Origin of the sequence: Pseudoalteromonas sp. JC3, from assembly GCF_030291895.1 — a bacterium.
Classification (GTDB): domain Bacteria; phylum Pseudomonadota; class Gammaproteobacteria; order Enterobacterales; family Alteromonadaceae; genus Pseudoalteromonas.
Window position 1 is genome coordinate 110,001 of record NZ_CP127855.1, and the last position, 13,334, is coordinate 123,334.

9 protein-coding genes and 2 rRNA genes (1 of these 11 only partly in view) are annotated in these 13,334 nt (G+C 46.5%); 6 read left to right on the top strand and 5 right to left on the bottom strand.

What is annotated here, in order from left to right:
* Nucleotides 1-2,349: ribosomal RNA gene (locus QSH61_RS00520) — 23S ribosomal RNA — on the top strand (it extends 536 nt beyond the left edge of the window).
* Between the two features lie 167 nt (nucleotides 2,350-2,516).
* A 5S ribosomal RNA gene (gene rrf, locus QSH61_RS00525) occupies nucleotides 2,517-2,630 on the top strand.
* Nucleotides 2,631-2,842: 212 nt separating this feature from the next.
* On the opposite strand, the gene QSH61_RS00530 is transcribed toward rrf, so the two are convergent.
* Nucleotides 2,843-3,655: an AraC family transcriptional regulator gene (locus tag QSH61_RS00530; protein WP_039491539.1), complete on the bottom strand. Its 813-nt coding sequence runs from the start codon at nucleotides 3,653-3,655 to the stop codon at nucleotides 2,843-2,845.
* 80 nt (nucleotides 3,656-3,735) lie between these two features.
* On the opposite strand from QSH61_RS00530, the gene QSH61_RS00535 reads away from it, so the two are divergent.
* Entirely contained in the window at nucleotides 3,736-4,908 is a 1,173-nt protein-coding gene (locus tag QSH61_RS00535) for an MFS transporter (protein ID WP_206472305.1), read from the top strand.
* A gap of 34 nt (nucleotides 4,909-4,942) precedes the next feature.
* Here QSH61_RS00535 and QSH61_RS00540 read toward each other — a convergent pair whose 3' ends face one another.
* Entirely contained in the window at nucleotides 4,943-5,596 is a 654-nt protein-coding gene (locus QSH61_RS00540) for an XRE family transcriptional regulator (protein ID WP_010604302.1), read from the bottom strand.
* A 282-nt stretch (nucleotides 5,597-5,878) separates the two neighbouring features.
* Between QSH61_RS00540 and QSH61_RS00545 the strand changes: the two genes are divergently transcribed.
* Nucleotides 5,879-7,291: a glycosyl hydrolase family 18 protein gene (locus QSH61_RS00545; protein WP_206472307.1), complete on the top strand. Its 1,413-nt coding sequence runs from the start codon at nucleotides 5,879-5,881 to the stop codon at nucleotides 7,289-7,291.
* Between the two features lie 125 nt (nucleotides 7,292-7,416).
* Here the strand turns inward: QSH61_RS00545 and QSH61_RS00550 are convergent, their stop codons facing one another.
* Both QSH61_RS00550 and QSH61_RS00555 read right to left on the bottom strand, forming a co-directional pair.
* Nucleotides 7,417-7,617 carry a hypothetical protein gene (locus tag QSH61_RS00550; RefSeq protein WP_010604304.1) on the bottom strand — a complete coding sequence of 67 codons (201 nt, stop codon included), beginning with the start codon at nucleotides 7,615-7,617 and terminating at the stop codon, nucleotides 7,417-7,419.
* A 115-nt stretch (nucleotides 7,618-7,732) separates the two neighbouring features.
* Complete coding sequence (locus tag QSH61_RS00555; protein ID WP_206472336.1) at nucleotides 7,733-9,766, bottom strand: glycoside hydrolase family 97 protein; 2,034 nt, start codon at nucleotides 9,764-9,766, stop codon at nucleotides 7,733-7,735.
* Nucleotides 9,767-9,967: 201 nt separating this feature from the next.
* On the opposite strand from QSH61_RS00555, the gene QSH61_RS00560 reads away from it, so the two are divergent.
* Nucleotides 9,968-10,615: a methylamine utilization protein gene (locus QSH61_RS00560; protein WP_174171025.1), complete on the top strand. Its 648-nt coding sequence runs from the start codon at nucleotides 9,968-9,970 to the stop codon at nucleotides 10,613-10,615.
* Nucleotides 10,596-11,837, top strand: a complete 1,242-nt coding sequence (locus tag QSH61_RS00565; protein WP_174171026.1) for a hypothetical protein — start codon at nucleotides 10,596-10,598, stop codon at nucleotides 11,835-11,837. Before QSH61_RS00560 ends, QSH61_RS00565 begins: the two co-directional genes overlap by 20 nt.
* Nucleotides 11,838-11,887: 50 nt before the next feature.
* Here the strand turns inward: QSH61_RS00565 and sthA are convergent, their stop codons facing one another.
* The gene (gene sthA / locus QSH61_RS00570; protein WP_102055852.1) at nucleotides 11,888-13,324 is read right to left on the bottom strand and encodes a Si-specific NAD(P)(+) transhydrogenase; all 1,437 of its coding nucleotides are present in this window, start codon (nucleotides 13,322-13,324) and stop codon (nucleotides 11,888-11,890) included.
* Between the last annotated feature and the right edge of the window lie 10 nt (nucleotides 13,325-13,334).

The window sequence follows — 13,334 nt, forward strand, 5'->3', positions numbered from 1 at the left end:
GGGTGACTGCGTACCTTTTGTATAATGGGTCAGCGACTTATATTCTGTAGCGAGGTTAACCATTTAGGGGAGCCGTAGCGAAAGCGAGTCTTAACTGGGCGCTTAAGTTGCAGGGTATAGACCCGAAACCCGGTGATCTAGCCATGGGCAGGTTGAAGGTTGAGTAACATCAACTGGAGGACCGAACCCACTAACGTTGAAAAGTTAGGGGATGACCTGTGGCTAGGAGTGAAAGGCTAATCAAACCGGGAGATAGCTGGTTCTCCCCGAAATCTATTTAGGTAGAGCCTCGGACGAATACTTACGGGGGTAGAGCACTGTTAAGGCTAGGGGGTCATCCCGACTTACCAACCCTTTGCAAACTCCGAATACCGTAAAGTAATATCCGGGAGACACACGGCGGGTGCTAACGTCCGTCGTGGAGAGGGAAACAACCCAGACCGTCAGCTAAGGTCCCAAAGTGTATGTTAAGTGGGAAACGATGTGGGAAGGCTAAAACAGCTAGGAGGTTGGCTTAGAAGCAGCCACCCTTTAAAGAAAGCGTAATAGCTCACTAGTCGAGTCGGCCTGCGCGGAAGATGTAACGGGGCTAAACATACCACCGAAGCTACGGCTGCGTACGTAAGTATGCGGGGTAGGGGAGCGTTCTGTAAGTGGCTGAAGGTGTGCCGGGAGGCATGCTGGACATATCAGAAGTGCGAATGCTGACATGAGTAACGACAAGAGGAGTGAAAAACTCCTCCGCCGGAAGACCAAGGGTTCCTATCCCATGTTAATCAGGGTAGGGTGAGTCGACCCCTAAGGCGAGGCTGAAGAGCGTAGTCGATGGGAAACGGGTTAATATTCCCGTACTCGGTATGAATGCGATGGGGGGACGGAGCAGGCTAGGCAAGCATGGCGTTGGTTGTCCATGTGAAAGGCTGTAGGCTGGTGACTTAGGAAAATCCGGGTTGCTAAGGCTGAGAGTCGAGACGAGCCACTAAGGTGGTGAAGTTGTTGATGCCCTACTTCCAGGAAAAGCCTCTAAGCTTCAGTTCATACTGAATCGTACCCTAAACCGACACAGGTGGTCAGGTAGAGAATACTAAGGCGCTTGAGAGAACTCGGGTGAAGGAACTAGGCAAAATTGTACCGTAACTTCGGGAGAAGGTACGCTCTTGTTTGTGAAGGACTTGCTCTGTAAGCAAACGAGAGCCGCAGTGACCAGGTGGCTGGGACTGTTTATTAAAAACACAGCACTGTGCAAAATCGTAAGATGACGTATACGGTGTGACACCTGCCCGGTGCCGGAAGGTTAATTGATGGGGTTAGCTTAGGCGAAGCTCTTGATCGAAGCCCCGGTAAACGGCGGCCGTAACTATAACGGTCCTAAGGTAGCGAAATTCCTTGTCGGGTAAGTTCCGACCTGCACGAATGGTGTAACCATGGCCACGCTGTCTCCACCCGAGACTCAGTGAAATTGAAATCGCAGTGAAGATGCTGTGTACCCGCGGCTAGACGGAAAGACCCCGTGAACCTTTACTACAGCTTGGCACTGAACATTGACCCTACATGTGTAGGATAGGTGGGAGGCTTTGAAGCAGGAACGCTAGTTTCTGTGGAGCCGACCTTGAAATACCACCCTTGTAGTGTTGATGTTCTAACTTAGGCCCCTGAATCGGGGTTGAGGACAGTGCCTGGTGGGTAGTTTGACTGGGGCGGTCTCCTCCCAAAGAGTAACGGAGGAGCACGAAGGTTTGCTAAGTACGGTCGGACATCGTACGGTTAGTGTAATGGTAGAAGCAAGCTTAACTGCGAGACAGACACGTCGAGCAGGTACGAAAGTAGGTCATAGTGATCCGGTGGTTCTGAATGGAAGGGCCATCGCTCAACGGATAAAAGGTACTCCGGGGATAACAGGCTGATACCGCCCAAGAGTTCATATCGACGGCGGTGTTTGGCACCTCGATGTCGGCTCATCACATCCTGGGGCTGAAGTCGGTCCCAAGGGTATGGCTGTTCGCCATTTAAAGTGGTACGCGAGCTGGGTTTAGAACGTCGTGAGACAGTTCGGTCCCTATCTGCCGTGGGCGTTTGAGAATTGAGAGGGGCTGCTCCTAGTACGAGAGGACCGGAGTGGACGAACCGCTGGTGTTCGGGTTGTGATGCCAATTGCATTGCCCGGTAGCTACGTTCGGAACTGATAACCGCTGAAAGCATCTAAGCGGGAAGCAGGCCTCGAGATGAGTTCTCACTTTGACTTAGAGTCAACTGAAGGGCCGTTGAAGACTACAACGTTGATAGGCGAGATGTGGAAGTGCTGTGAGGCATTAAGCTAACTCGTACTAATTACCCGAGAGGCTTAACCATACAACGCCAAAGTGGTTTACTAGAATTGTTCCAGACAATTCCTAGCATGACCTCCATCCATGGAGGCCTTAGCTAACAGAAGTTAATAGACTAAAGTAGACAAAAGAATTTAATAGCTTTTTCCAGATTTACATTGATGAAGGAGACTTCATTGATGAACAGAATTTCCTGGTGACTATAGCGTTTTGGACCCACCTGACCCCATGCCGAACTCAGAAGTGAAACAAAACAGCGTCGATGATAGTGTGGATTACCCATGTGAAAGTAGAACATCGCCAGGGCCAAATAAGAGAAACCCGTTGCAGCAATGCGGCGGGTTTTTTGCTGTTTGGGGTATAGAGATTTGAGATTTAAAAATCTCGCGAGGTAAACTCGCTCCTACCATAGACTCGCTCCCACCACAGTATAAACATGTATCGTGGGAGACGGTTTACCCGCCGATTTGTGCATTCATAATATTTAGTGGGAAAGTATTTATTGATCTCAAATTATCTTACTTTTTAATGTACTGTCCCGGTGGTTTGCCAAAGACTTTTTTAAACGCATTGCTAAATGCGGCGGTAGATTCAAAACCCAAATATTCAGCTGCTTGTTGCTGAGAGTATCCATCTTTCAACAGCTCAATTGCTTTGATAGCTCTTAATTTCTGGCGCCAATCACTGAAGCCCATCATAAAACATTTGTGGAATAAGCGGTTGAGTGTGCGAGTTGATGCGCCGACTTGATCACTCCAGGCCTCCAAGCTTATTTTGCATCCTGGATTTGTATGTAGCTCGGTCACAATGGGTAAGATCCGAGCATCCTGTGCACTTGGAATAAAAAAGTGGCACGTTGTAGCTGATGTTAATCTATCAATAAAGACCGTAATAAATCGCTCTGTTTTTTCATCTAAGTGGTACTCTTCCTGCCAAGTACAGATCTCCAGTATAAATTGCTTCAGTAGTTCATCTACCGCAATTAGCTTCGCTTTATTCCCTAGCAACTCGGTGTATTTATTGTCGATATAGACACTACGAAAATCTCCACCGTAGCGACAATACGTCTCATGCGGAAGGCCCGGAGGTAGCCACAAAGCTTGGTCGGGAGGGATCACGAAAGTGCCTTCAGGAGTTACAATTGTGATGACTCCATTGCTTGTATATGCAAGCTGCCCCCACTCATGTTGGTGCCGTTGAACATGCTCCCACTCCGCTTTTTTTACCGCTCTTGGCAGGATTGGCCGGCCAAGGGTTGGCTTTAAGAAGCGCTTATATTTGGGCTGAATACGCCAAGGAGAAGTTGTCTGTTTTGATAAAGAACTTGGCATAATTATGTATATCAGAAATTAACGTGTGGCCATATTATAGCCATAACTTTTTAATAGTTGTGCTTTATGTGGAGATAATCATGAAGAATGCTTCTCAAGGATGGCAAAGTCCTTTTAATTTCTTAGTGCTCGCTACCGTAGTTATGGCCGTTACATTCGCAGGCTGGATGGCCATGCTCAATAACTTTGCGATTGAAGCCGCAAACTTCAATGGCGCTAATATGGGAATGTTGCAATCCCTGCGTGAGATCCCCGGGTTTTTAGCGTTTACAGCGGTATTTGTTTTATTGGTGTTAAAGGAGCAAACCTTCGCACTGATCAGCTTGTGTTTGCTGTCGCTTGGCGTCGCCATTACCGGCTTGTTGCCTACTATTTATGGTTTGTATGCAACTACAGTGTTAATGTCGATAGGTTTTCACTATTTCGAGACGCTGAATCAATCTCTCAGTTTACAATGGTTCAATAAAGGTGAGGCACCGGCCAAACTAGGTATCTTGCTCTCTATTAAATCCATCGCTTCTCTGATCACCTATGCGGTAATATGGCTGGGTTTTAGCTACTTCTCCGCAGACTATCAGTGGATGTATCTGCTTATTGGAGGGGTTGGCTTTATCATTGCGCTATTTATGTTTATCGGCTTTCCAACCTTTGAAATGCATACTACGCAGCATAAAAAGCTCATTTTGAGAAAAGAGTACAGCCTATATTACGCCTTGATTTTCTTCTCGGGTGCGAGACGACAAATATTTATGGTGTTTGCGGGTTTCTTAATGGTGGAAAAATTTGGTTTTGATGTTGCACAGATCACCGCGCTTTATATGTTGAATCATTTGATAAACATATTTATCGCCCCCAAAATTGGTCAAATGATTGGGCATATTGGTGAGCGTAAAACACTGACAATCGAATATGTGGGACTCATTTTTGTATTTATTGGTTATGCATTGGTAGAGTCAGCAAGCTTTGCAGCAGCGCTTTATGTCATCGACCATCTGTTTTTTGCGATGGCCATTGCACTCAAAACTTATTTTCAAAAAATTGCTCGGCCAGAAGATATCGCAGCAACAGCTGGGGTTAGCTTTACTATTAACCATATTGCAGCAGTAGTGATCCCAGCAAGCTTTGGCTTAGTATGGTTATACGATCAATCCTTAGTGTTTTACTTTGGTGCTGCACTTGCGGTGTGCTCATTGGTGTTGAGTCAATTTGTGAATACAGCCAATGTGCAGGAAAAGCTGGCTAAATCCGTGTGATGCTCCAGCATCACACGAATAGTGACATTGCAGTTTAGATACTGCGACCACACCAAACAACACGCCCTGCAATGCCGTGACTGTCGGCATTATCAGCGGTGATCTCCCAGCTCGGGTAATCAGGGTTATCACTGATCACTTTGAGCTGAGAGTGCTTTTGTTGCACTCGCTTAGCCATGAGACCCTCTTCTGTTTGAATGATATAAACCGCATCTTTACTGGGTTGATTCTGTGAAAGGTCAACGAGTACCATGTCGCCGTCTAGCAACGTGGGCTGCATACTATCACCACGGATAGAGACAAAGGCGAGCTTCTCTGAATACACGCCAAGATGGGAGTTTAGCCAACGACGGTTGAGTGCAAACTGCTCGGTAACTTCTTCATGACCAATTACACTGCCCATACCTGCACTGGCCTCAATATCAAGTTTAGGTATGAGGGTAAGTTCATCTTTAAGCTGACCTTGTGGTTTATCTAAGGGTTGTTCACCGGTGAGTAACCAGTTTAGATCAACGGCAAATAGGCTATAAAGGTGCTCAAGATATATCATTGAAGGGCGACTTAAGCCGCGACAAATACGGTAAATATGGGAAGGGGATTTACCTGTTAACTGGGCAAATTGGCGCTTATTGCCGCCTGCAAATTGCTCGACTAAGGTTACAAATCGTCTTGAAAATGCCGTACTCATCTCTTAATTATTCTCTTTATAGCGCCTAAACCCGCAAGCATACTGAGCTAAGCCTTATCTGTACAGTCTCGCTGCACTAGTTGGACATTTTATAAACGAGCATAATCACGGATGAATAAATGGCGTAAAGAGGAGAAGTATTTTCTATTTTCATTAGACTAAGGTCGTAGTGAGTTACGTTGTACGAAATTTGTCCATGCTGGTAGGCTAAGAATCGCAAGTTAACATTTATTTAAACTCGGCACGACTTGCTTTAGCCGACATACAACATGGAAAAAGGTAATGAAATATACAAATTTATTAATTGCACTTCCGCTCTTGGGCGCGATGGAAGTTGCACTGGCGGTTGACTGTAGCAACTTAACACAATGGCAATCACAGCAGGTATATACAGGTGGTGATGCTGTCACCTATCAGTCAGCTAAATACACCGCGAAATGGTGGACACAAAACCAAAACCCAGCGCAAAATTCTAATACTTATGATGTCTGGCAAGCAAACGGCAGTTGTGATCCTGTAACGCCATTGCCCCAGGTTTCGGTCACCTCTCCAAGCAGTAACGCACGAGTGTTAGTGGGTTCATCAGTTAGCCTAGCGGCGGCAGTAAGCCATCCGCAAGACACGGCAATCGACAGTGTTGAATTCTATCTCGATGGCACGCTTGTCGCCTCTGACAACAGTGCACCTTATGAGGTGATGTGGCAAGCGCAGGGACTAGGTAATCGCGCATTAACTGTCTATGCAACTGATGTGTCTGGGGCACGAGGAGAATCGAGTGCGGTGAACTTCAGTGTCGTGTCTGACGAGGTTCCTCCTGGCGATCCTAATTTTAAAATTGTCGGCTATTTCCCAAGTTGGCAGGGAGCCGTGAGTGATATTCAGTTGGATAAACTCACCCATATCAATTACTCATTTTTACTACCCAATGCAGATGGCACACTGAGACCGCTTGAAAATTTAAGCAAAATGACAGCGCTAGTAAATTCAGCTCATGCCAACAATGTAAAAGTGGGGATTGCCATTGGTGGCTGGAACGGGGGCGACGACAGTGCATTTGAGACATTCGCTAGTTCACAGCAAGGCAGAGCCCGTTTCGTGCAAGAGGTCATTGCGTTTGTAGAGCAGCATAATCTAGATGGCGTTGATATGGATTGGGAATATCCAGATCCCGGTGCTTCAGCAAATAACTATGCATTACTGATGAAGGAACTAAGCGTTGAGTTACGCGCCAGAGGTAAATTCTTGACGGCAGCTGTGGTGGCGCTTGGCTATACCGGTGGTGGCGTGTTGGAATCTGTATTCCAAGATATCGACTTTTTAAATTTGATGGCGTACGACGCGAACAATACTGATCATGCTTCTATGCAATACGCCAAAGACTCAATAGCTTACTGGCAAGGTCGTGGGCTCAGTAAAGAAAAAACGGTATTAGGCGTACCATTTTATGCAAGACCTACTTGGAAAGCGTATCGCACCTTACTGCAGGAGAACCCTGCCAATGCCTGTCGCGATAGTGATGGTAGCAGCTACTACAATGGTATCCCGACGATCCGCGCAAAAACGCAGTACGCTAAGCTCAATGCCGGTGGCATTATGAATTGGGAGCTATCCCATGACAGTAATGGCCCTGCGTCGCTATTAACAGCGAAATGGGAAGTTGCTAATGGTGTAACACCAAGCTATCAATGTCAGTAAATTATTACTTATAACTCAGCTCGGCGGCGAGTGAGAGCTGGCCGTTGAGCATATAGAGAGTTTGACTGAGAAATAGGCTAACTACATATTTTTATAATATCTAGCCTATATATGGTGGGAAATGATTATAAACAGCGCTCCATCACGCTGCAGGTAACAGCTGGCGAACTTGGACGTTGACACCAGTAATCGTTATTAGTCGTTTCACACATAACGCCGGTTTCTGGTCCTCTACCACCGGCTGCTTGCGGTGTGAGCTTTGCGGCAAGTTGACTTTGTTGATAGTCTAATTGTTTTAGTTTTTTCTTTGCTAGGGTAAGTTTCATATTATTTTCCTTTGAAATAAGAATGTCTTAATAGACTATTTTACCCTACTGTATAGTTTACTAAATGTACAGCCCAAAGCGGTGACTACCCAGCTGCTGGGTAGTCACCTTATGTTTAAAGCGCTTTAAAACGAATAGCAACGCCGCCGCCGGCAGCCAGTTTTAATGTCAGCTTGTCGGCACTTGTTACCTTTTTGCGGTAAATATTCATTTCATACGGGTTTTGTTTCCATTCGGCTTTATTACCGTCCGCGTAGATTTGCGCTTCAAAGGTTTTACCTGACTCAAGGAAATCTAAAGTAATAGGAATTTCTCTCGCTTCCTCATCAGTTACTGCGCCCAAGAACCAATCGTTACCACTATATTGTTTATGCTTGCGCTCCTTTCTGGCAAAGACAACATAGTCACCCACTTCTCCTGCAAGTGCGATACTGTGTTCCCAGTCAGTGGGTACGTCTTTAATAAACTGAAAAGCATCTGGCTTTGCTAAGTAATTTTCTGGCAAATCGGCCGCCATTTGAATTGGACTATAAAGCACAACATAAAGCGCTAATTGTTTGGCGAGGGTGGTTTGTGGGCGGTTGGTTTTATCGCCAAGGCCGTTGAAGCCCATGTCAAAAATACCCGGAGTAAAGTCCATTGGGCCTGCTAACATGCGGGTAAAGGCAAGCATTGGCACATGCTCTGGTGGGTTTGGTGGCGTGCCCCATGCGTTGAACTCTTGCCCTCTTGCCCCTTCTCTCGCAATCCAGTTTGGATAGGTACGACGCAGGCCGGTATCTTTGATTGGTTCATGTGTATTGATACTGATCTTGTGCTTGGCCGCAAGTTTGACGTTGTCTAAGTACTCATTTGCCATAAATTGACCGTCGTGCCATTCGAATCTGGCATTGCCCTTGGCATCAATGCGTTTGATGTTGCCACCATCGGCTACGTAACCGGTTTTAACTTGGCGAACGCCTGCTTTTTCGTAGAGTGCGAAAGCCGCCTCCATTTGATTGCGATAGTTGCTGACGTTACCTGAAGTCTCGTGATGACCAATTAGGCGTGCACCTACTCTTTCTCCGTGCTTGGCTACTTCATCAATATTAAAGTCAGCATAGGCGTCGGTAAAGCTAAAGACATCACCGTTGAAGAACCAGTCGCCATCCCAGCCTATGTTCCAACCTTCAACTAATACTCCATCAAAGCCATTGTCAGCGGCAAAGCTCAAATATTCTTTAGTACGCCCTGTAGTCGCTCCATGCTTCTCGCCGCTGCCCCAGGTATTTTTGTTGATATGCATACCCCACCAAATGCCGATGTATTTACCTGGCTCAACCCAAGATACATCACCGAGCTTATTTGGTTCGTTGAGGTTTAAAATAAGGTGGGAGTTCAACAAGTTGGTGGCTTCATCGCCTATTTGTAGGGTGCGCCAAGGTGTATTGAACTTACCATTGGTTTTGACAGCAACGCCATCTGACCAAGGTGTTAGATCGGCAACAAATGTTCCTGGGCGACGTTGGTTTAAGGTCATGCCCGCATAGTCAATTAGAGCCGCTTCATGGACACTGATATGAACTCCGTCTTGATTCTTTAAGGTAAACGGGGTGTGCACATGTGGGGCATCGTGCAGTGGTGTGGTGTTGTATACATATTCATAGCGATTCCAGCCACGAGCAGGGATCCACCACGCGGTACTTTTATCACTTTGTGCAAAGGCGAATTCGGTCAATTCTCTGGTGATATTAAGCGCTTGATTTTGAGCAACCTCATAGCGAAAGCCGACACCGTCATCAAATACTTTTACACGCACAGTATATTGCGGCGATTTGTCTGCCTGCTTAGCAAAGGTGACAGCAAGCTCATTGTGCTTATCTTGGATCACTCGGGCTTCGCCCCAAGGCTGTTGCCAACTGCTATCGACGCTATTACGCTGATGTGTGGTGATACTTAAGCCATCGCGCATCGATGCAGCTGTTGCGAAATCAAAACCAAGTTTAGACGGTTGAATAATGGTTTTGTTGTTAAAGCTGACTTGGTAGGTCGGCTGGCTATCATCATCACTCAAGGTAAAAGTGATTTTGCCATCTGGCGAACTCACAGCTAAAGATGCGGCAAAGCTCGTAGTCGTAAACAAGCTTAATCCGATCAGGGAAAGTGACATGGGGCGCATAGTTTTTCCTTCTTGTTGTCGGCACGAAAATTCGTGTTCTTTTGCACATAAGCTAAGCTTACTGTTGTATGCTAACGTTCACGTAAAAGTTGCATACGTATTCATGCTGTAAATGCGATGAATGTAATAATTATTCCGCTCGGTCTAGTGTAGACAAGCTAAGAAAAATAATAAGGATAGGTTGAACTGCTTATGCTAAACCTAACAATTTTTGGGCGTATTGCTGTTGTGATGGCAATGCTACAAGCCGGTCTAGTCAATGCCCTTGAAGTGCAAATAGTCGATGCTGATAAACAGCCGCTCGCGAATGCCGCGGTGTGGTTGCAAGGAGATAGCTTTGATAACAAAAGAACGATGCTAGATTATAAAATGGAGCAAAAGGATAAGGCGTTTGTGCCACATATTTTGATGGTGCAAGCTGGCACACAAGTCTCGTTTCCAAATTTAGATCCCATTCTGCACCACGTCTATTCGTTCTCTGCTGCAAAGCCATTCGAGCTTAAGTTGTATCGCGATGACCCGAAACAAGTATTATTTGATCAAACCGGTGTGGTTGAGCTTGGCTGCAATATTCACGATTGGATGTTGGGTTATATCGTGGTTGTAGATAGCCCATTATTTGCGGTAACGGATAGCAGCGGCAAAGTATCAATCGACCTAGGTGCCAAGCAAGCCAGCGCACTTAAGCTGAATGTATGGCATGAAAGATTCGAAAATATAGACAAAATAGAACAGCATCCGCTCTCTGCTGTGAACAACACTCAAGCAATTACCTATCAAATTAAGCAAACACTGGTTGCCCCACTTCAGGATTTCTCCGATGGCTTCGATGATTACTAAGCTAAGCGCCGCTCTGGCATTATTCGCGATAGGGAAAGCAGGTGCCGTTGAGATTTCTGGACAAGGACAACTGCAAACGACTTGGCAGCATGATGATAATCGTAAAGCTTGGTATCAGCCTGGGTGGGGCGTTACGCGTTTTGGGAAAGGGGAGTCAGATATTACGCTTAGCCGTGGCGCTATTGATTGGCGTGTAGATTTTGCCAGCGCTTGGTCTTTGCACGGGGTAACACAGTATGTGCCAGACCCAGGTGACAAGCTCGGCTTTACAGAACTGTATTTGCAGTATCGAACACTGCCTAAAAATGGTCGCCGCTTTATTGTTCGAGCGGGCGGCTTTTATCCGAAGTTTTCTATTGAGAACCCAGATATTGGCTGGTCATCACCCTATACATATCAGTATTCGGCCATCAACGCTTGGATAGGTGAGGAAGTGCGAGTATTTGGAGGTGAAGTCGCGATTGAGCAGCCGCAGACGCGTCGTAGCCGCGGTCAGGGATTCAAAGGTGTGTTTGGTGTTTTTAAGGGGAATGATCCGGCTGGCACTTTACTCGCATGGCGAGGTTTTACCGTGCATGATAGGCAGTCGGTGTTTAACGAAAGTCTCCCCTTTGCCGCGGTAGAGTCGTTGAACACACCGCAGCTACAACATCAAGCACAGCATGTTGAACCGTTTTCGGAAGTAGATGGCCGATTTGGTTATTATCTTGGATATCATCGCGAATTTTCAAACCGCAGTGAGATCAATGTCTATTGGTACGATAATAATGGCGATCCAAGTAAGATCAACTACCGAACTGGGCAGTATGCGTGGGACACTAAATTTATTAGTGCAGCTTGGCGTTACAAGTTAACCCCGCAGACGCATATACTTGCACAAGGCATGCTGGGTAATACCGCCATGGGAGTCAATCGCGGCGTCGATAATGACTTTAATAGTTGGTTTTTGCTACTCACACATCAGCGCGATGAGTGGCGCTTTTCCATGCGGGGGGAGCAGTTCAAAGTCATCGATAAAGATGATTGGCAGTTCGACCCAAACCAAAGTGATGGCCATGCACTGACCGCTACAGTGAAGTATCGAATTAATAGCAATTGGCTGGTGGGCGGTGAGTTTTTGAGGCTGACAACCACAGTTGCAAACCGCGAGGCTTTTAACGGTAAACCTAAGCAAAGCGATAATGTGTGGCGACTCAGCGCGGAGTATCGTTTTAATTTATAACAATAAGCGTGACGCTCAAGGTGTCACGCTTATTCATGCCATACGATGCGCTAATCCAGCAGACGATTAATGCCGTTTAATGCTGCAACGCGATAGGCTTCGGCCATTGTTGGATAGTTAAAGGTAGTATTGATAAAGTACTCGATATTATTACCCGTTCCTTTTTGTTCCATAATGGCTTGGCCGATATGGATGATCTCGGATGCACGTTCACCAAAGCAGTGAATACCTAATATCTCTTTGGTTTCTGCATGGAACAAAATTTTCAAGCTACCGACTTCAGTGCCTGTGATCTGTGCACGAGCCAAATGTTTAAACTGGGCACGGCCCACCTCATAGGGAATGCGCGCAGCGGTGAGTTCTTGCTCTGTTTTACCAACAGAGCTCATTTCTGGAATGGTGTAAATGCCGGTTGGGATATCGGTGATCAAACGATCATCACAGGCACCATGCACAATTGCATTGGCCGCAATACGCCCTTGATCGAACGCCGCACTGGCTAGGCTGGGATAGCCAATCACATCTCCTACTGCGAAAATGTTGTCCACTTCAGTTTGATAGTGTTCGTTGACTTTAAGCTGGCCACGGCTATCAGCCTTTAGGCCTACGCTTGCAAGGTTGAGTGTTTCGGTATTACCGGAGCGGCCATTGGCCCATAAAATACAGTCAGCACGTACTTTCTTGCCAGACTGTAGATGCACAATAACCCCTTTGTCATGGGTCTCTACTTTCGCAAACTCTTCGTTATGGCGAATAACAATACCATTATTCCAAAAATGGTAACTGAGTGCGTCAGAGATCTCGGCATCCATAAAGGCCAATAAGCGGTCGCGGGTGTTGATGAGGTCTACCTTTGCGCCAAGTCCTTTAAAGATTGAGGCATATTCACAGCCTATGACCCCCGCGCCGTATATCAATACGCGCTGAGGATTATGCTCAAGGCTTAAAATAGTGTCGCTGTCGTAGACTCGAGGGTGGTTAAAATCAACGCCTGGTGGGCGGTATGGACGCGAGCCTGTGGCTATTACAATGGTTTTAGCGGTGAGTAGCTCTTGTGAACCATCTTGGTGAATGACTTGTACTGTATGCGCGTCAACAAAGCTGGCATCGCCTTGAAATAAGTGAATGCGGTTACGACCATAAAAGCTAGAACGCAATGTTGACTGTTTTGAGATCACATCACTGGCATGGTGCAAAATATCTTGAAAGGTATGGCGCTGCGGGCGCTCAGTAAAACGGTAAAGTGGATTCGCTTTATACTCAATTAAACGACTGACAGAATGGCGAAGCGCTTTTGAGGGAATGGTGCCCCAGTGAACGCAGCCACCGCCAACCGCATGCTGGCGTTCGATAACCGCGACTTTTTTACCACTTTTAGAGAGGTTCATGGCGGCGCCTTCGCCGCCAGGTCCGGTGCCTATAATAATGGCATCGTATTGATAGGATTGTGGAACAGTTTCGGTTTTTTCTGCAGCTTTTTTGCTCACGGCCTCACCC